The following is an 18,749-nucleotide window of genomic DNA, read 5'->3' as shown; positions in this document are numbered from 1 at the left end:
TGAAATCCTCCCAAGCCAGCTCTAGTGTTTGAAGTGACGAACGCCAGTGAAGACCATAGCGATGCCATACTCATTAGCGACCTTGATGGACTCTTCGTCCTTAATGGAGCCGCCCGGCTGAATAACCGCTGTAATTCCTGCTTTTGCAGCCATTTCCAAGGTATCGCCCATTGGGAAAAAGGCATCGGAGGCCAGAATGGCTCCTTTGGATTTCTCTCCGGCTTGCTCAATCGCGATCTTCGCCGCACCGACACGGTTCATTTGGCCTGCGCCTACGCCGACTGTCATATCATCAGCTGCGAGCACGATGGCGTTGGATTTCACATGCTTAACAACTTTCCAGCCGAACAGCAATTGCTTCAGTTCTTCTTCCGTAGGCTTACGGTCAGTTACCACCTGCAACTCATCCGGGTTAATGGAGTGCACATCGCTCTCCTGAACTACCATACCACCGTCGATGGAGGTCACGACAAAGCTGCTCTTACGCGCAGCTGCCGCACTTAGATTGCCGATTTTGAGCAGACGGATATTCTTCTTCTTGGTCAAAATTTCGAGCGCTTCATCCGTGAAGCCTGGCGCTAAAATAATCTCCAAGAAAATATCCTTCAGTAGATTAGCTGTATCCGCATCAATAATGCGGTTCGCAGCCACAATACCACCAAAGATGGAGGTCGGATCAGCATTGTAAGCTTTTTGGTAAGCCTCATACACGCTTGCACCTACGCCCACTCCGCAAGGGTTCATATGCTTAACCGCTACGACAGCCGGCTCTTCAAATTCCTTTACGATTTGCAGGGCAGCGTTGGCATCGTTGATGTTATTGTAGGACAGCTCTTTGCCGTGCAATTGCTCTGCCGCTGTCAGCGTATCCAGCGAAGCCAATGGCTTGCGGTAGAAAGCAGCCTTCTGGTGTGGGTTCTCGCCATAGCGCAGATCCTGGATCTTCTCGTAAGTTACCGTGTAGCGCTCCGGCAGCGGATCACCGGTTACATTTGACAAATAATCGGAAATCAGGGCATCGTAAGCCGCCGTATGGCGGAACACTTTTGCCGCAAGACGTTTGCGGGTCTCCAGTGTCGTATCTCCACCTGCACGAACCTCTTCAAGCACCGCTGCATAGTCGCTGGCATCCACTACCACACTGACAAAAGCATGGTTCTTCGCCGCAGAACGCAGCATCGTCGGTCCGCCGATATCGATGTTCTCGATGGCGTCTTCATACGTTACGTCCGGCTTAGCAATCGTCTCTGCGAAAGGATACAAATTGACAACAACGAGGTCGATGTAATCCAAGCCAAGCTCAGTCATTTGACGTGTGTGCTCTTCATTGTCACGAACAGCTAGCAGGCCGCTATGTACGGCTGGATGAAGTGTTTTGACACGTCCGTCCATAATTTCGGGGAACCCTGTCACATCGGAGATGCCGATGACCGGCACGCCTTCTTTAGCCAGAAGTGTGCTAGTTCCGCCTGTGGAGATGATTTCTACGCCCAATGCAGACAACTCGCGGCAAAAATCCACGATACCCTGTTTATCCGATACGCTGACCAGCGCTCTTTTGATACTCACTTTGAATAGTCCTCCTCCGGATGTTCCGTGCAATTTATAAAGCCGTAATAGCCAAGATAAACGAAAAGAATAAGGGACCACAATCTAAACGGGGTGAATCTGAATACGTGAGAATAGCTGTCTTGCTGGAAAATGAAAGGCTGTTAAGTTGTCATAAGCATTGTAGTCGCGGCCAGTAGCAGTAGCTACAACGGTGAACGATCTCAGCTAACCGCACGCAATAACCATAGCTTCAATAGTAGCTACAACAGTCGTTATAACAGCTTCAATCGCGACCACCTACCAATTAACAGGATTTCTTCCTGTTAATTTAGCCATGCATACCTTTTCTGACAACTTACCGGGAAAATCTCCTGTTATTTCGTCCGATATCATCGAATGCTGTACAAACGAGCCGATTAACTGGAATTTTTCCATTTAAATCGTCCAAAGCACGGAAATGAGGCACATTAACGGGAGAATTTCCTGTTAAACCATCGACCGGTATCCCCTGCCATGCGACATCACTCGCAGTTTGTGCAATATTTCCCGAGAAATATCACTCTCGCTGGAGAGTAGCTTCAAATGTCATTTGGAGTCGACCGATTCGCCTTAACTACTCACTTTTCGCGAATGATCGTCTTTCTGCCCACCAGTTCAATCCGCCCATCGGCAAAAGCAGCGACCACATCGGCATACAAGCCATGCTCTACCTGATGAATCCGCTCAGCGAGTGTCTCCGCCGTATCGTTATCCTCCACAGCGACCGTTCGCTGGGCAATAACTGGGCCGGTATCCATGCCACCATCCACATAGTGCACCGTCACGCCCGTCAGCTTCACACCATAATTCAGTGCCTGACCAATCGCGTCTATTCCGGCAAATGCCGGCAACAGCGAAGGATGAATATTGATAATCCGCTCTGCGTATGGCGTAAGCAGAACGGGGGTAATAAGCCGCATATATCCAGCCAGCACAATCAGCCCGATGTCCCGGCGCTGAAGTTCGGCCACAATCTCTGCTTCGTACAGCTCCCGGCTGGCAAAATCCTTCGGGCGCAGGAGCAGTGTCGGAATACCCGCCTCCACTGCCCGCTGTGCCGCCCCTGATTCCGGCTTGTCGGAGACAAGCAGTTCAATGCTCCCGCTACCAAGCTTGCCTGCCTTTTGCGCTTCAGTCAGCGCAGCAAAGTTGCTGCCCTGACCTGAAGCAAACACGGCGATGCGGTTCAATTGCATTATACTTCAGCCCCCGTAAAGGTAACGATGCGCTCGCCTTCGGTCACAGTACCGATGATATAAGCCTCTTCGCCGCTTGCTTTGAGCAGCTCAAGCGCCTGCTCGCCATTCGCAGCGTCAACAACCAGGACCAAACCAACACCCATGTTAAATGTGGTGAACATATCGCGGTTAGTTACGTTCCCTTTGCTTTGCAGCAGGTTAAAGATCGGCAGAATCGGCCACGAACCATAGTTGATCTCCACATTCACACCGTCTGGCAGCACACGCGGAATGTTCTCGATGAATCCGCCACCAGTAATATGAGCCATCCCTTTCACAGGAAGCTGTTCCAGAAGCGACAACAAAGGCTTCACATAGATTTTGGTCGGTGCCAGTAGCACATCTACAAGCGGTGCTCCCAGTTCATCAACCGTCTCATCCAGCGCGTACCCGTCCTCTTCCAGCAAAAGCTTGCGTACCAGCGAGAATCCGTTACTGTGTACGCCGCTTGAAGCCAGTCCAATAACTGTATCTCCAGGGGCAATGGTTGCTCCGGTAACCAGCTTGGCTTTATCAGCGATCCCAACTGTGAAGCCTGCGATGTCATACTCGCCCTCAGAATACATACCAGGCATTTCCGCTGTTTCGCCGCCAATCAGGGCACAACCCGCTTGATGACAACCTTCGGCAATACCTGCCACGATAGCTTCAATCTTCTCCGGCACTACCTTGTCGCAGGCCAGATAATCGAGGAAGAACAGTGGCTCTGCGCCTTGTACCACGATATCGTTCACGCACATGGCCACTGCATCAATACCAATGGTGTCATGGCGATCCGCCGCGAACGCGATTTTCAGCTTCGTACCTACGCCGTCTGTTCCCGATACCAGAACTGGCTCCTCATATTTATCCTTATTGAGGCCGAAAAGCGCGCCAAATCCGCCCAGCTCAGTCATGACCTCGGGACGGAACGTGCGTTTTACGTGCTTTTTCATGCGTTCTACCGCTTCATTGCCAGCCGCAATATCCACTCCGGCGTTCTTGTAAGCTTCCGACACTATTGGACACCTCATCTTTATAATTTAGTGTGCGTTTGCGGGGCGGCAGGGAAGGAGGTGGTTTTCAGGCGTCATTACGATGAATGTTTGGACTTCCGATCGCTGTTATGATTGGATTTCCTGATTTAAACCGCTATTCGCGGTAGAAATCCAATCATAAAGGCGAACGCTACGCTTCTACAGCTCCAAAATTCCTCTCCATGACTTCCAAACCACCGGGCAACCCTGCCCGCAAGCCGCAGTACGCACCTTGCACAGCAGCAAGGGTTCGGTGCTCTGGCGAAGCCGAGCACCTCACTAGGCGAGAAAAGCGCACCGCATTTGCGCAGCAAACAGGAACTAGCTTTTCAAGCCCTCGGTGCTTGAGGCGAAGCCAAGCACTTACCAACCACTGGCGAGAAAAGCGCAACCGCATTTGCGTAGCAAACAGGGAGTAGCTTTTCGAGCCCCTCGGCGCTTGGAGCGAAGCCAAGCGCTGACCACCCACGGGCGAGAAAAGCGCACCGCATTTGCGCAGCAAACAGGGAGTAGCTTTTCGAGCCCCAAGCGCTTGGAGCGAAGCCAAGCCGCCAACCATCCCCCGGCGTGCAGCATGCCGCCAGGGGGCGGAACGCCGTAGAGCTTGTCCCGCCTTTGCCGGAGGCAAACAGGGACAATGCGGGCACCCGCACCCCAGCACCCTTAGCAAGTTAAAACCAAACACCTACCACCAAGCTTTCGGGTGGCCGGAGGGCAGCGCCCTCCGGGGTCCCCCTTAGCAAGGGGGATTTAGGGGGATGGACAACCCTAGCAGGAGCAGCCATCCTTCTCCGCTCCGCCGAAATCCACCTGCGTCGGGTAATCATTATCAAAACAGGACAGGCACAGCCCGCCTTTATAGTCATTACTGTTATATCCACCGATAGAGCTGATCAGCCCGTCGGGTGAGAGGAACGCAAGGGAATCCGCGTTAATCTCTTCACACATTTCCTCAATCGTCTTATAGGAGGCGATGAGTTCGCGGCGGTCAGGCGTATCAATTCCGTAGAAGCAAGGATTCTTGAACGGCGGCGAAGTGATCCGCACGTGTACCTCAACAGCTCCGGCTTCGCGCAACAGATTAACGATACGGCGTGAGGTCGTACCACGCACGATAGAGTCGTCAATCATGACGACGCGCTGGCCTTCAACGACACGGCGCACGGCGCTGAGCTTCATCTTAACACCTTGCTCACGCAGTTCCTGACTTGGCTGGATGAAAGTCCGGCCAGTGTACTTGTTCTTGATCAGTCCTAGCTCATACGGGATGCCCGTCTGTTCAGCATAGCCAATAGCCGCAGAGATACTGGAATCCGGCACGCCAGTTACGATATCCGCATCGACAAAAGCTTCCAATGCCATCCGGCTGCCCATCCGCTTACGTGCAGCGTGCAGGTTCGAGCCATTCAGATCGCTATCTGGACGCGCGAAGTAAATATACTCCATTGCGCACAGTGCCTTACGCTTCGGCTCAGTGAAGCGGTCTTCGCGAAGACCGTCTTTATCAAGCACGAGCAGCTCTCCCGGCTCGATATCGCGTACGAACTCTGCACCAATGGTCTCCAGAGCGCAGGATTCCGAGGCGAACACATAAGCTTCACCGACACGCCCCATCACCAGCGGACGCAAGCCGTGCGAATCAGATGCGACAAGCAGTTTGTCATTGGTCATCAGCAGAAAAGCGAACCCGCCAACCAATTGCTCCAAAGCATCCTTAGCCGCTTCGACAAAATCCTTCGGTGAGCGCGCAATAAGATGTGCTAGCACTTCTGTATCGCTTGTGGTCTGGAAGATTGATCCGCTTTGCTCCAGCTGACGCCGGATCAGCGGCTCGTTGACAATATTGCCATTCGTGGCAATCGCTAGATCACCGTCACGGTATTTGAACACAAGCGGTTGCGCGTTGGTCAATCGGCTGTCACCACTAGTGGAATAACGGACATGCCCAATGGACATGTCGCCGACCAGCGAGGCAATTCTGTCTTTGTCGAATACTTCTTTAACCAATCCCATGCCGCGGTGATAGTTAAAATCGCGTCCGTCTGCCACGCAAATGCCCGCACTCTCTTCCCCACGGTGCTGCAAGGCATGCAGACCGTAATAGGACATAGATGCAGCTTCCGGGTGTCCGAAGACCCCGAAAACGCCGCATTCTTCTTTTAACGTATCAAAAATATCTCCCGAGCCCGTTCCTTCATTGTAAAAGTCGCCGGTCCACAGAATAGGTTCCGTCTGCTCTTTCCCGGTCTTTATTTCATAAGACATGGAATGGCATCCTCCCAAACGGACTTCAGCGCAGGTACCGGCTCATCAAGCGCGGCTACGTCGTCCAAGTTCACACGCAATCTGTCTCCGCCAACGGTTCCGATGACTTCTACAGGAACTCCAGCCGCAGCAATCGCAGCTTTCAGCTCTTCAGCCCGATCCGGTGTTGCTGTCAAAATAATCCGCGATTGGCTCTCGCTGAACAACGCCACATCACGGCGAAGCCCATTCGCTGACAGGTTCACGTTAGCACCGATACCACCGCTGATACAGCTCTCAGCCAGCGCCGCAGCCAGGCCGCCTTCGGACAAGTCATGCGCCGAGGTCACCAATCCACCGCGAATAGCGCCAAGTACGCCATCCAGCAATTTACGTTCGGTTGCCAAATCCAGCGCCGGAGGACGGCCTTCAGTTACACCGTGCACCGCATATTGGAACTCACTGCCGCCAAGCTCTGCTTTGGTCGTACCTAGCAGCAAGATCGCATCGCCTTCCTGCTTGAACGCTTGGGTCGTAATATGGTCAGTATCGGCGATCAGACCCACCATACCAACAACAGGTGTCGGATAGATCGCACCGGAAGCATTTTCGTTGTACAAGCTGACGTTTCCGCCGATAACCGGCGTATCCAGCACACGGCAAGCTTCGGCCATACCGTCAACAGCACGTTCCATTTGCCAGAAAATATCCGGTTTCTCCGGACTGCCGAAGTTCAAGTTATCCGTAATGGCCAGCGGTTCTGCACCGGAGCAGACAATGTTACGTGCTGCTTCGCTGACAGCAATACGTCCGCCTACTTCAGGGTCAAGATAGACGTAACGGCCGTTACAGTCCGTTGTCATCGCCAGACCTTTGCGTGTACCTTGAATCGTCACTACTGCCGCATCCGAACCAGGACGAACCGCTGTACTAGTACGTACCATGTAGTCGTATTGGTTGTATACCCATGCTTTACTTGCTACGGTTGGTGATCCAAGAATGCTGCGGAGTGCGCCGCCCAGATCCGTCACTTCTTCATAACGCAGCGTATCTACCGCTGCATTTTCTTCATAATAAGCAGGTACAGTAGATGGCTTGTCATACACAGGGCACTCATCGACCAACGCCGTTACTGGCATATCGCCAACAACTTCACCGTGATGGAACAGCTTCAGACGTCCGTCATCCGTAACCTTACCTACTTTGCGGCAGATTACGCCCCAACGGTCAAAAATCTCCTGGGCCTGCGCCTCATCCTTAGGCTCAACTACGAACAGCATCCGCTCCTGGGATTCCGACAGCATCATTTCATAAGGCGTCATGCCTTCTTCACGCTGTGGCACCTGATCCAAATACAACTCCAGACCGTTGCCCGCTTTACTAGCCATTTCTGCACTGGAGCAGGTCAGACCGGCCGCGCCCATATCTTGGATACCGAGTACGATGCCGCTGTCGATCAATTCCAGACAGGATTCCATAACCAGCTTCTCCATGAACGGATCGCCTACTTGTACAGCTGTACGTTTAGCTTCAGATTCCTCACTCAGTTCGACAGAAGCAAAAGTTGCCCCGTGAATGCCGTCCCGGCCTGTAGGAGGCCCTACGTAAAAGACAGGGTTACCCACACCTTTAGCGACACCGCGCTGGATTTTATCATGATCGATCAAGCCCACACACATCGCATTAACGAGCGGGTTACCATCATAGCTGTCGTCGAACATAATTTCGCCGCCGACGGTCGGAATGCCGATACAGTTACCATAGCCTGCAATCCCGGATACAACATGCTCAAACAAATATTTTACCCGGTCACTTTCAAGCTTACCGAAACGAAGGGAGTTCATCAGCGCCACTGGTCTTGCACCCATGGAGAAAATATCACGAATGATACCGCCCACACCCGTTGCCGCACCTTGGTAAGGTTCTACCGCGGAAGGGTGGTTGTGGCTTTCGATTTTAAAAACAACGGCCTGATTGTCACCAATATCTACGATACCCGCGCCTTCGCCCGGTCCCATCAGGACACGCGGTCCAGTCACCGGAAAACGACGAAGCAGCGGTTTGGAGTTCTTGTACGCACAGTGCTCGGACCACATTACGCTGAATACACCGATTTCCGTGTAGTTCGGCAAACGGCCCATGAAGGACGTAATCAGCTCATACTCGCTGTCCGACACGCCGAATTGACTGTAAATTTTCTGCTCTTTGATCTGTTCTGCGGTCGGTTCCTTAGCGGATACTTGCTGCGCCATGACGATCCCTCCAGGTCTTCAAGATTGATGTGAACATCCGTTTACCGTCTTCCGAGCCCAGCAGGCTGTTAACTGCACGCTCAGGGTGAGGCATCATGCCAACCACGTTGCCTGCTATATTGCTAACACCTGCAATGTCAGCCACGGAACCGTTAGGATTGTCGCTGTATGTGAATACGATCTGACCATTCGCTTTCAATTGCTCAAGTGTTTCTTCATCACAGTAATAGTTGCCTTCGCCATGCGCGATTGGAACAACGATCTCTTCGCCTTCGGCGTAATCCACGGTAAATGGTGTCCCATTGTTAACCACCTTAAGCACCGTATCATGACAGCGGAACTTCATCGACTCGTTGCGGCGCAGCGCGCCCGGCAATAGTCCAGCTTCGGTAAGAATCTGGAATCCATTGCAGATACCCAATACGAATTTGCCTTGCTCAGCAGCTTTAGCCACCTCAGCCATTACAGGAGCAAATCTGGAAATGGCGCCGCAGCGCAGATAATCTCCATAAGAGAAGCCGCCTGGAACGAGAATGCAATCATAGGCCGACAGGTCTGTCGCCGTATGCCACACATAATCAACCGGTTCACCGAGGCTTTCTTCTACCGCTTTATAGCAGTCAATATCACAATTGGAGCCCGGAAAGACAAGTACCGCAAATTTCATGACTTTTAGTCCTCCAATTCGTAGCGGTAATCCTCGATCACCGTGTTGGCAAGCAGCTTTTCACACATATCTTTAAGGCGTACTTCCGCTTCAGCGCGGTCATTTGTATCCAAAGTCAGCTCCATATATTTACCGATACGCAAACTTTCTACTTCTTGAAAGCCAACTGAGTGCAACGCACCCTGAACTGCTACCCCTTGGGGATCGAGCACACTTTTCTTAATGGTGACATAGACCGTTGCTTTTAACATACGCTTGTAGTTCCTCCTAAAAGTTTGTGGGCATACCGTAGAGCATCTATAGAGACTTGCCGGTAAGACGATGATAAATATCCAGATAACGACGGGTGGTTTCCTCTACCACTTCACTTGGAAGCGGGTCAGGCGTGCTATTCTTGTCCCAGGAAGAGGATGCAAGGTACGAACGTACCGGCTCCTTATCCATACTGTCAATCTCAATATCAAGCTGGTAATTGTCCTTAGCCCAGAAGCGTGAAGCATCCGGTGTAAAAATCTCGTCGATCAGAATCACCTTGCCATCCAGCAGACCGAACTCAAATTTGCAATCCGCGAGAATGATGCCCCGCTCGGCGCAATATTCTCTGGCAAAAGCGAACAGCTTCAGGCTTTTCTCCTTCAGCTCAAGCGCCAGCTCCGCTCCGATCAGTTCCTGCATCTTCTCGAAGGGAATGTCCTCGTCGTGGCCGACATCATTTTTAGCTGCCGGGGTAAAAATCGGCTCCGCCAGCAGCGCATTCTTGCGCAGGCCTGCGGGAAGCCCAATACCATTGACCTTGCCGGTCTCCTGGTACTGTCTCCAGCCACCGCCGGTGATGCAGCCCCGAACCACGCATTCGATGTCGATACGTTCCGCCTTGCGGGCCACCATAACACGGTTGCGCAAAGCTTCCCGATCCTTGACGATACCGCCAAGCTGATCCACATCAATATGCACCACGTGGTTCTCGATCAAGCTCTTCGTCTGGCCGAACCAGAAAGCACTCAGCCGGTTAAGCACATTACCTTTCTCCGGCACTGCCGGATCCAGCACATAGTCGAACGCAGAGATGCGATCCGTAACGACGATTAATACGTTGTCCCCCAAATCGTACAGCTCACGAACCTTCCCTTTATAGAGCAGCGGCGCATCAATGAGTTCCACGGCTGTGGATATGGCCGGTGATGTCATGACCTTTCCTCCCTTGAACGAATGATCCTATAACTTTGCGAAGCCTGTAATTTTGCGAAAAGAGTACCTTTGCAAAAAGAGTATCTCCTGCTACGTTGCTTCTTGTAACCCGCATGTACGGTATTTCGGTATTGCACTACGAAGAAGATTGGGCTTCATTTCGAATTGTAGTTTGGACTTCAGTGATTAGTGCCAGCGTGTCGGCAAACAAAGCAGGTTCGACGCGTAAATAACGGCATTTTTGTACCTTAATTTGTTGCAACCAGGGGGCAATTTCAGATTAAGGGCATTTTTGTACCTTAAATCTGTCAAATTCCCCTTTAGGAGCGTTTATCACCAAAAATAAGGTACAAATATGCTCTTATATCCCATTTTCAGCCCTAAACAGGGGATATAAGGTACAATATTGCCGTTAATTGCAAATCGAGCTAATGCTAGCATCCTTCGCAATCGCTACGTCCGTTATACTGCTTTTCGGTGAGCAAAACCATGTGACACTGTATCCGTCCTACCGCGACTTGACTGGAAAAACCATGAAGTCCTACGTTCATCGCACTACTGCTTAGTAGTCAAAACCTTATAGCAATGCATCCGCTCTCTACTGCTACTTAACAAACAACCCATGAAGTCCTACGTCATTTCCACCGCTATCCGGTAGGCAAAACCATGTAGTACTGCGTCCGCCTACCGATACTTAGCAGTTGGATCCATATAACTTCTATTTGATCAAATTAGCTCCAGCTTGCGGAAAATGGTATCCACATGCTTCAAGTGCCATGAAGGGTTGAAGGCATCTTCAATTTCTTCCGGGCTGAGCACGTTAGTGATCTCAGGCGTAGCTTCTACGATGTCGCGGAATTGTGTCTGCTCTTCCCAAGCCTGCATCGCGCGCGGTTGTACGGTATCGTACGCCTGCTCGCGACTGAGGCCTTTGTCGATCAGCTTCGTCAGGATACGGCCGGAGAACGGTACACCAAAGGTGCGGTTCATATTGCGCTTCATGTTTTCCGGGAAGACGGTCAGGTTCTTCACGATGTTCCCGAAACGGTTCAGCATGTAGTTCAGCAACATGGTCGCATCCGGTAGGATGATCCGCTCTACAGAAGAGTGGGAGATATCACGCTCATGCCAGAGCGGCACGTTCTCGTAAGCAGTAACCATATGACCGCGGATCACGCGGGACAGGCCGGAGATATTTTCGCAGCCGATTGGGTTGCGTTTGTGCGGCATTGCCGACGAGCCTTTTTGTCCCTTGGCAAAAGCTTCTTCCACCTCGCGGATTTCGCTCTTTTGCAAGGCGCGGATTTCAGTAGCGAACTTGTCCAGTGAAGTCGCAACCAGTGCCAGTGCAGCCATGTATTCTGCATGACGATCACGTTGCAGGGTTTGTGTCGAGATTGGCGCCGGGCTGGTGCCCAGCTTGCGACAGACGAACTCTTCTACAAACGGGTCGATGTTGGCATACGTGCCAACCGCACCGGAGATTTTACCGAACTGCACACCATCAGCTGCGCGGCGGAAACGCTCCAGGTTCCGTTTCATTTCCTCGTACCAAAGCGCCATTTTGAGACCAAAGGTAGTTGGCTCGGCATGAACGCCATGTGTACGGCCCATCATCGGGGTATCTTTATAGGCAATCGCCTTGTCTTTCAGAATCTCAATAAAGTTAATAATGTCCTTCTCCAAAATCTCGTTCGCTTGGCGCAACAGATATCCTAGCGCGGTATCAACGACATCCGTAGAAGTCAGGCCGTAATGCACCCATTTACGCTCCGCACCAAGGCTCTCGGACACGGCACGGGTAAAAGCGATCACATCATGGCGGGTTTCCAGCTCAATCTCATTAATACGGTCGATATCGAATTTGGCATCCTTACGCAGCTTAGCCGCATCTTCATGCGGAATTACGCCGAGTTCAGCCCATGCTTCACACGCGCACAATTCTACTTCCAGCCATGCGGCAAATTTATTCTCTTCGGTCCAAATGGCCCGCATTTCCGGTCTGCTGTAACGTTCGATCATATCTTTTCAGTTCCTCCAAAGGTTAGATTGCTCTACCCAGGACAGCCCGTCTTCGGTGTCCTTGCAGAGCAGGTTGATATGGCCCATTTTACGACCATTTTTGCTCTCTGTCTTGCCATATATATGAAGCTTAGGGGTAACCCCCAGCTTATTGGCTATTTCATCATAAGCGCTGACCGTATTTACTGCACCTTCCAAGTGCTGCCCGAGCACATTGACCATGACTACCGGGGTCAGCAGCGTCGTGTCTCCCAGCGGCAGATTGGTGATCGCCCGTACATGCTGCTCGAACTGCGAAGTCGCACAGGCGTCCATAGTATAATGCCCGGAATTGTGCGGTCTTGGTGCCAGCTCATTGACGAACAGCTCACCATCCTCCGTAACGAACATTTCTACAGCCAGCAGGCCTACAGCGTTCAATCCGGTGATCAGTCTCTCCGCCAGCTCGCAAGCTCTGCGCTGAATTTCTTCCGGCACCCGTGCAGGCACAATAGAGAGGTGCAGGATGTTGTTCACGTGAATATTCTCCGCAGGCGGGAAGCTCTTCACCTCGCCAGACGCGCTACGGGCGGCAACGACGGAGATTTCGCATTGAAAAGCAACGAATTTCTCCAGCACCAGCTCCGGCACGGCTGCTGCGGTCGATGCGCCCGCTTCACCGGCGGGCGTGCCAGCCACTGCGGCTCCCGGCGCTACCTGCCGGAATGCCGCTTCGAGCTCGGCAGCCTCGCGGATGACGGCTTGTCCCTTGCCGTCATAGCCCCCTGTGGCTGTCTTCAGCACACAGGGCAGACCGAGCTCGGCAGCCGCGGCCTCAAGCTCGGCCAGGCTGCCCACCTTGCGGTACGGGGCGACCGGCACGCCGGCAGCCTCGATCGCAGCTTTTTCACGCAGGCGGTGCTGTGTCGTATACAGCAGCGCACTGCCCTGTGGCACGTACGATTCCTCCGCCAGCAGCGCGGCTACGCCTGCGTCGACGTTCTCGAACTCGTACGTGATGACATCGGAGCGGCGCGCCAGCTCACGCGCCGCGTCCCGGTCGTTGTACGCCGCTGTAATCTGCGGCGTCACTTGCCCGCAGGGCGCATCCGGCGCAGGGTCCAGCGCCACGAAGCGGTAACCCATGGCGCTGCCGGCCAGCGCCAGCATGCGGCCAAGCTGGCCGCCGCCGAGCACGCCGATAGTCGCGCCCGGCAGCAGAGTCCGGGCCGCTGCCGATCCGGACGTCCCCGCGCCGCCCGCCACATCTGCAGCGGGCAGCTTCTGTGCCTCCGGCCTCATAAGCTGTCGCTGCTTTCCAGCACTCCGGCGGTAATAGCATCCCGCCGGAGCTGCACTCGATCCTGTACCTGCGGATCGAATGCGCCGATGATTTGCGCGGCCAGGAGGCCCGCATTCACGGCTCCGGCACGGCCGATCGCTACTGTCGCCACCGGAATCCCGCCTGGCATCTGCACGATCGAGAGCAGCGAATCCAGGCCGTTCAGCGCCTTGGATTGCACGGGCACACCAATGACTGGCAGTACAGTTTTCGCTGCCACCATCCCTGGCAGATGCGCTGCTCCGCCTGCGCCTGCAATAATGACGCGAAGGCCACGCCCTACCGCCTCCTCTGCATATTGGAACATCAGGTCCGGCGTACGATGCGCAGACACTACCTTTTTCTCATAGGATATTTCCAGTTCGTCAAGCACTGCACAGGCGTGCTCCATCGTTTCCCAATCCGATGTACTGCCCATGATGACACCGACTTGCACAGACATGATTTGACCCTGCCTTCCGTAAAAATAAGATGGGTACACATTAGTTTTCCATAATTCCGAAAAAAAAAGCCCGATTTCCAGACGCATTTTGCTGCGGGAGGATCGGACTGCCAAGGAAATACATGAGGGCGGGTCCCGCTGCCCCTGAATGACGCTTCATCCGGTGCGGGAAAAGCACATACAACATCGGCATGTTACACAGACCCGGTGCTGCTGCGGCTATCCTTCATCACATCTCCTCGTAGTCCGGCAATTTACGGTTCCCGGGTAGAAACTTCCGGGCCATATCCCCGGCTTTATACGAGCTGTTCATAGCTTTAGTTTAACAACGCCCTACACATCATGTCAACTTAAACACGAACATTGTAAAATACAAAAGTTGAAACGTTCGCTTTTGAGTATCTTTCCTTTCGTAATAAAGGGCTATTATTCTGAAAAACAGATTTATTTTCTTACAAAGGCTAACAGGAATGGATAGTCTCCACCTTCAAGTTTGTAAGGCCATAACGGTCTGAACAGACCTGTACGCAAAAAAGGGGAAAGCCGTCAGCGGCCTCCCCTGCAATCTATTTATTTAACAACCAGCACTGGAATACGTGCACTCTGCACGACATTATGGCTGACACTTCCTAGAACAAATTCACGTATCCCACCAAGTCCACGACTACCGATGACAATAACATCCGCACCATTCTCCTTGGCATAATTCAAAATGACCTCCGCAGGTGAACCCTGCAGCAGCTCTACATGGGCATTCAGCCCTTCCGCCTCAAGACGTCCCTTCACTTCTTCCGTCGTCTGCACTGCGAGATCATAATATTCCTTATTCACCGAAGCCGGCAGAGGCGCGAGAGCTTCCCCGATGAAAAAGCGAGGGAAATCAAATGCGTGTACGACATGCAGGGATGAACCTGGTGTGACCTTAGCCAGTTCAATTGCGCGCTCCAATGCTTGATTGGAAGCCTTAGAACCGTCATAGGCGAGCAAAATTTTAGAGAATAACATGTACGCCACCTCTTTTTCTGTTTTGTATAGCAATCATGAGATTCATAATGCCATCATCTTAGAAAATAGCTGTAGAGCAAGGCATTCAGAAGCAGCAGCAGCGGAATTCCGATCCTGAAGGACAGATGTCGCGTCTTGTGGCGCTTGCGGTACATTGCGATCAGCACACCTAGCGCTCCGCCCATGGCCGCTAACAGAAACAGGGTCTTTTCCGGCACCCGATCCCGTCTTTTACGGGCTTTGTTCTTGTCCTCGGACATGACCACGTACCCGATAACATTAATCACCACAAACCACACCATGACCAATTTGACCATTCTTTCCGGCCCCTCCTCCTTGCAACCTATCTACTTCTTATTATATTACCCTTTTCACAAAAAACCAATAATCCGCACCAGCGTTCTGACATTCCGGTGTCCCGGGTTTCCATGTCCTCAAGTTTCGACCGTTTCTGTGCTCTAGACTTTCGGAGATCTCATCTTCTGACCATTCCGATGTCCCGGGTTTCCGTGTCCTCATGTTTCGACCGTTCCGTTGTTCTGGCATTTCGAGTTCTTACATTCTGGAATTTCTCGATGTTCCGGCCTTCCGTGTGCTCATATTTCGACTGTTCCGATTTTCCGGCTTTCCGCGTTCTCATGCTTCGGCCGTTACGATGTTCTAGCATTCCGAGTTCATATTTCGACCATTCCATGTTCTAGCATTCTGAGTTCTCAGGCTTCTACCGTTCTGGAGTTCTGGAGTTCCGAACATTCTGGTATACTTACGTCCCTGTTCCTCTACTCTGCATTCAGCTCTTACGTTCTAACATTCTGCCAGCCATCTCTCAGCGCAAAACCTTTTTCGCGGGCACTTTCCCTTCAATCCACACTAGGGACAACACTGCAGCCAACGTAGCCGCAATCCCTCCTAGCCAAAAACCACCCTCAAGGCCATACGCCGAGCTCATCCAGCCAGCTACGAACGGTCCGGCCGACATCCCTGCAGCATACACCGCCTGGTAAAAACCCATAGCCGTAGCCCGTTTAGACGGATCAACGCCCGAGACCGACTTACCTAGCAGCAGCGGGAAAATGAGTCCCTGCATAAACCCGTTGCCCACTTGAGTGATGCATAGTGCGGCAAGCGTCGGCATGAATGGGATGGATAGAGTACACAATGCCGTTCCGACAAAACCCAGCAGCAACGTCCCACGGTCACCCAGTAGCTTTCCGAACATACGAGAACCATAGAGAGTGGCTAACGCATGCGGGACCATGAAGGCCAGTGTCAGCCAGCCCAGACTTTCTTTACTTGCCCCGATGCTCAGCGCCTGATTTGGCGTATAACCAAACATCGTAATGAACAGCACACAGTGGGCCAAGGCCGATAACAGCGACACCCTAACCAGCAGCGGTTCCTTGATGACAAGCGCCAGATCCTTGACCTGCATAGCGCCCTCGCTTCGCTCCAGCCTTTGCTCCGGCAAACGTAGGGCCAAGAGCAGGGCCAAGATAGCTACAATACCGCCGATCAGGAACGGTGCACCCCAGCCCCAGTGATCGACAATATAGCCGCTTATCATCATACTGGTGAGTTGGGCAATCACTGTAGTAAACTGCAGCATGCCCATCGCCTTTCCAGCTTCGTCCTTAGAAAAATATCCCGTGAACATCACCGTGTACACCACCCATGCCGACGCAGAAATGCCGGACACGGCTCGTGCCGCAAGTGCCCATCCAGGCGCTGCACCCCACATGAATAGAAAACAACTCGCGGCCGTTGCAATAAGTCCCAGATAAATAAACGGTCGCCTGCGGTTCATGTAATCCGAACCAATGCCCATTGGCAGACGGAACAAAATCTGCATCAGTCCGTACACACCAAGCACCATGCCAACCATCATGTAGGAAGCACCCAAATGCTCCACATAAGGTGAAAGCACTGGAACATAAATATAAGAAGAAAACCAATAGAAATAAACAATGATCAAAAAGAAAAATCGGCTGTTCCGACCTCGCTTTGAGGTTCCTGCCGATGCAAGTTGATCTGCCTGCCGCAGATCGGACATACCATCACCTGCTCCATCCTTCATAGTCCGAAGGCTTGGTGTTTCACAGGGTTCGTCTTCGGCCCTTTAAGTAAAACACATCCCTCTCAGGTTTGGAAGATGATGGGGCAAAGCTCTTAATACCCTTCGGATTTTACAGTAAGTCAAGTCGGTGCTGCTAAGAATGTTCCAACTACCCGGCTCATGTGAGCTCCAGGTCCCTTTCTCTCTATATCGACAGATAATCTCTCAGTGTCCGGCAGATGCCGTATCCACATGTGTTAGATACTTACGTCCGAATATGACGATGGCTACCGCCACCACAACGAATAATGCCCCAATGTAAAAAGGAACATGCGGGTTGTACCATTCCGCCAGCTTGCCGGCCAGCCAAGGTGCCAATGCACCGCCGATGAAACGCACGAAACTGTACGCAGCCGATGCTGTGGACCGCTCTACAGGTGCCGCCTCCATAACAGCGGTTGTTATAAGCGTGTTATTAGTTCCGAGGAAAGCTCCGGCAATGATTACTGCCAGAATCATCGTAATTTGTGAAGAGGTCCAGATCCCCATGACCAGCAGCGTAAGGGCAAAGAGCAGCAGCACGGCAGACATGGAGCGGATCGACCCGAACCTTTTTTGCAGACGCGGGGCCACAAAGACAGAAGTAAAGGCCAGCAGCAAGCCCCAGCCGAAGAACACATAACCCAGACCATGCTCATCCAGATTCATTACAAACGGCGTGTACGCCATCAGTGTGAAGAACCCGAAGTTGTATAAAAACGCGGTAATCGCCAGCACCAGCAAGCCCGGATGTCTAAGCGCCTTAAAAGGATCAGCCAGGGAAGCCCGGCTTTTCTGTTTTGAAACCTTCGGCATCAATAGCCCTATGGATATAAAAGCAATTGCCATCAGTGCGCCTACGCCGAAGAACGGCCCGCGCCACGAAATCGAACCCAGCTCACCGCCCAGCAGCGGTCCGACCGAAATTCCCAGCCCCAAGGCCGCTTCATATAAAATAACCGCCTTGGCCGAGCCGCGCACCGACAGACCTACAATGGCCGAAAGCGCCGTGGCAATGAATAATGCATTGCCGAGACCCCAGCCTGCTCTGAAGCCAACAAGCTGTCCAATGCTGCCTGACATTCCGCCCAGCAGGGCGAACAGGACAATCAATGCCGTCCCCGTCATCATCGTCCATTTCATCCCGATCCGGCTGGAAATGAAACCTGTAACCAACATCGCGATGCCTGTCACCAGATTATAACTGGAGAACAACAGTGATACCTGACTCGGCGTAGCATGCAGTTGTTTTCCGATGGCTGGCAAAATCGGGTCCACCAACCCAAGTCCCATAAAAGAAATTACGCAAGCAAAAGCCACGGCCCAAACCGCCCGTGGCTGAGTCAATCTTCCGGCATTTTGCTGCAAACCTTCCGAATTTATTCCCATTTTCTTTCCCTCCAAATGTAGATCTCAAGCTGTCCATACCCTGATGATTATCCCTAGACCCCATCCATTGCTCCACAACGTCCCTGGACCGCTGCCTCATATCCTCCTGCTCTGACGGAATGATGTCATCTTTTCCAGCTAGTATGATTCAACCCTCCTGTGACTCCAGTTGCTCCACAACATCCCTGGATCGCTGCTCATATCCTCCTGCTCTGCGCGGAATAATGTCATCTTTTCCAGCTAGTATGATTCAACCCTCCTGTGACTCCAGTTGTCCCAGAAC

At 52.4% G+C, this 18,749-nt stretch carries 16 protein-coding genes and 1 riboswitch; all 16 genes read right to left on the bottom strand.

Annotated features, from left to right (window positions below; all coding sequences use genetic code 11):
- Positions 1-21 precede the first annotated feature (21 nt).
- The 16 genes from purH to ACFRAM_RS20145 all read right to left on the bottom strand — a co-directional run bounded on the left by purH (position 22) and on the right by ACFRAM_RS20145 (position 18,466).
- A complete protein-coding gene (gene purH / locus ACFRAM_RS20220) occupies positions 22-1,569 on the bottom strand; it encodes a bifunctional phosphoribosylaminoimidazolecarboxamide formyltransferase/IMP cyclohydrolase (RefSeq protein ID WP_175371686.1) in 1,548 nt (515 codons plus the stop codon).
- Between the two features lie 599 nt (positions 1,570-2,168).
- The gene (gene purN, locus ACFRAM_RS20215; protein WP_379467462.1) at positions 2,169-2,786 is read right to left on the bottom strand and encodes a phosphoribosylglycinamide formyltransferase; all 618 of its coding nucleotides are present in this window, start codon (positions 2,784-2,786) and stop codon (positions 2,169-2,171) included.
- Positions 2,786-3,826 carry a phosphoribosylformylglycinamidine cyclo-ligase gene (gene purM / locus ACFRAM_RS20210; RefSeq protein ID WP_379467460.1) on the bottom strand — a complete coding sequence of 347 codons (1,041 nt, stop codon included), beginning with the start codon at positions 3,824-3,826 and terminating at the stop codon, positions 2,786-2,788. Before purM ends, purN begins: the two co-directional genes overlap by 1 nt.
- A gap of 786 nt (positions 3,827-4,612) precedes the next feature.
- The gene (purF, locus tag ACFRAM_RS20205) at positions 4,613-6,109 is read right to left on the bottom strand and encodes an amidophosphoribosyltransferase (protein ID WP_066379420.1); all 1,497 of its coding nucleotides are present in this window, start codon (positions 6,107-6,109) and stop codon (positions 4,613-4,615) included.
- Positions 6,094-8,340: a phosphoribosylformylglycinamidine synthase subunit PurL gene (gene purL / locus ACFRAM_RS20200; protein WP_379467457.1), complete on the bottom strand. Its 2,247-nt coding sequence runs from the start codon at positions 8,338-8,340 to the stop codon at positions 6,094-6,096. Before purL ends, purF begins: the two co-directional genes overlap by 16 nt.
- A complete protein-coding gene (gene purQ / locus ACFRAM_RS20195; RefSeq protein ID WP_066379415.1) occupies positions 8,318-9,007 on the bottom strand; it encodes a phosphoribosylformylglycinamidine synthase subunit PurQ in 690 nt (229 codons plus the stop codon). Before purQ ends, purL begins: the two co-directional genes overlap by 23 nt.
- A gap of 5 nt (positions 9,008-9,012) precedes the next feature.
- The gene (purS, locus tag ACFRAM_RS20190; RefSeq protein ID WP_066379412.1) at positions 9,013-9,258 is read right to left on the bottom strand and encodes a phosphoribosylformylglycinamidine synthase subunit PurS; all 246 of its coding nucleotides are present in this window, start codon (positions 9,256-9,258) and stop codon (positions 9,013-9,015) included.
- Between the two features lie 46 nt (positions 9,259-9,304).
- Entirely contained in the window at positions 9,305-10,195 is an 891-nt protein-coding gene (locus tag ACFRAM_RS20185; protein ID WP_379467455.1) for a phosphoribosylaminoimidazolesuccinocarboxamide synthase, read from the bottom strand.
- Between the two features lie 726 nt (positions 10,196-10,921).
- The gene (gene purB / locus ACFRAM_RS20180; protein WP_066379404.1) at positions 10,922-12,217 is read right to left on the bottom strand and encodes an adenylosuccinate lyase; all 1,296 of its coding nucleotides are present in this window, start codon (positions 12,215-12,217) and stop codon (positions 10,922-10,924) included.
- Positions 12,218-12,223: 6 nt separating this feature from the next.
- On the bottom strand, positions 12,224-13,498 hold the full coding sequence (purK, locus tag ACFRAM_RS20175; RefSeq protein WP_379467452.1) for a 5-(carboxyamino)imidazole ribonucleotide synthase: 1,275 nt from the start codon (positions 13,496-13,498) through the stop codon (positions 12,224-12,226).
- Positions 13,495-13,980: a 5-(carboxyamino)imidazole ribonucleotide mutase gene (gene purE / locus ACFRAM_RS20170; RefSeq protein ID WP_379467450.1), complete on the bottom strand. Its 486-nt coding sequence runs from the start codon at positions 13,978-13,980 to the stop codon at positions 13,495-13,497. Before purE ends, purK begins: the two co-directional genes overlap by 4 nt.
- A gap of 222 nt (positions 13,981-14,202) precedes the next feature.
- Positions 14,203-14,304, bottom strand: a riboswitch (purine riboswitch).
- Between the two features lie 246 nt (positions 14,305-14,550).
- Entirely contained in the window at positions 14,551-14,985 is a 435-nt protein-coding gene (locus tag ACFRAM_RS20165; RefSeq protein ID WP_379467448.1) for a universal stress protein, read from the bottom strand.
- Positions 14,986-15,038: 53 nt separating this feature from the next.
- Positions 15,039-15,302, bottom strand: coding sequence for a DUF1294 domain-containing protein (locus ACFRAM_RS20160; RefSeq protein ID WP_066379397.1), 264 nt, complete (start codon positions 15,300-15,302; stop codon positions 15,039-15,041).
- 158 nt (positions 15,303-15,460) lie between these two features.
- A complete protein-coding gene (locus tag ACFRAM_RS20155) occupies positions 15,461-15,679 on the bottom strand; it encodes a hypothetical protein (protein ID WP_379467445.1) in 219 nt (72 codons plus the stop codon).
- A gap of 132 nt (positions 15,680-15,811) precedes the next feature.
- Positions 15,812-17,035, bottom strand: a complete 1,224-nt coding sequence (locus ACFRAM_RS20150) for an MFS transporter (protein WP_379467443.1) — start codon at positions 17,033-17,035, stop codon at positions 15,812-15,814.
- Positions 17,036-17,263: 228 nt separating this feature from the next.
- Positions 17,264-18,466: an MFS transporter gene (locus ACFRAM_RS20145; RefSeq protein ID WP_379467441.1), complete on the bottom strand. Its 1,203-nt coding sequence runs from the start codon at positions 18,464-18,466 to the stop codon at positions 17,264-17,266.
- Positions 18,467-18,749: the final 283 nt, after the last annotated feature.

The organism is Paenibacillus sp. NPDC056722 (genome assembly GCF_042790635.1).
Classification (GTDB): domain Bacteria; phylum Bacillota; class Bacilli; order Paenibacillales; family Paenibacillaceae; genus Paenibacillus_AQ; species Paenibacillus_AQ agri.
This window is presented reverse-complemented; position numbering and strand designations above follow the sequence as displayed.

Excerpts from the sequence above, each read along its gene's own strand:
- ACFRAM_RS20165 (WP_379467448.1), bottom strand. The coding sequence starts at position 14,985 with ATGTTATTCTCTAAAATTTTGCTCGCCTATGACGGTTCTAAGGCTTCC.
- purK (WP_379467452.1), bottom strand. The coding sequence starts at position 13,498 with ATGAGGCCGGAGGCACAGAAGCTGCCCGCTGCAGATGTGGCGGGCGGC.
- purS (WP_066379412.1), bottom strand. The coding sequence starts at position 9,258 with ATGTTAAAAGCAACGGTCTATGTCACCATTAAGAAAAGTGTGCTCGAT.
- ACFRAM_RS20145 (WP_379467441.1), bottom strand. The coding sequence starts at position 18,466 with ATGGGAATAAATTCGGAAGGTTTGCAGCAAAATGCCGGAAGATTGACT.
- ACFRAM_RS20155 (WP_379467445.1), bottom strand. The coding sequence starts at position 15,679 with ATGGAATGGTCGAAATATGAACTCGGAATGCTAGAACATCGTAACGGC.
- ACFRAM_RS20150 (WP_379467443.1), bottom strand. The coding sequence starts at position 17,035 with ATGTCCGATCTGCGGCAGGCAGATCAACTTGCATCGGCAGGAACCTCA.
- purN (WP_379467462.1), bottom strand. The coding sequence starts at position 2,786 with ATGCAATTGAACCGCATCGCCGTGTTTGCTTCAGGTCAGGGCAGCAAC.
- purE (WP_379467450.1), bottom strand. The coding sequence starts at position 13,980 with ATGTCTGTGCAAGTCGGTGTCATCATGGGCAGTACATCGGATTGGGAA.
- purF (WP_066379420.1), bottom strand. The coding sequence starts at position 6,109 with ATGTCTTATGAAATAAAGACCGGGAAAGAGCAGACGGAACCTATTCTG.
- ACFRAM_RS20160 (WP_066379397.1), bottom strand. The coding sequence starts at position 15,302 with ATGGTCAAATTGGTCATGGTGTGGTTTGTGGTGATTAATGTTATCGGG.
- purQ (WP_066379415.1), bottom strand. The coding sequence starts at position 9,007 with ATGAAATTTGCGGTACTTGTCTTTCCGGGCTCCAATTGTGATATTGAC.
- purL (WP_379467457.1), bottom strand. The coding sequence starts at position 8,340 with ATGGCGCAGCAAGTATCCGCTAAGGAACCGACCGCAGAACAGATCAAA.
- purB (WP_066379404.1), bottom strand. The coding sequence starts at position 12,217 with ATGATCGAACGTTACAGCAGACCGGAAATGCGGGCCATTTGGACCGAA.
- ACFRAM_RS20185 (WP_379467455.1), bottom strand. The coding sequence starts at position 10,195 with ATGACATCACCGGCCATATCCACAGCCGTGGAACTCATTGATGCGCCG.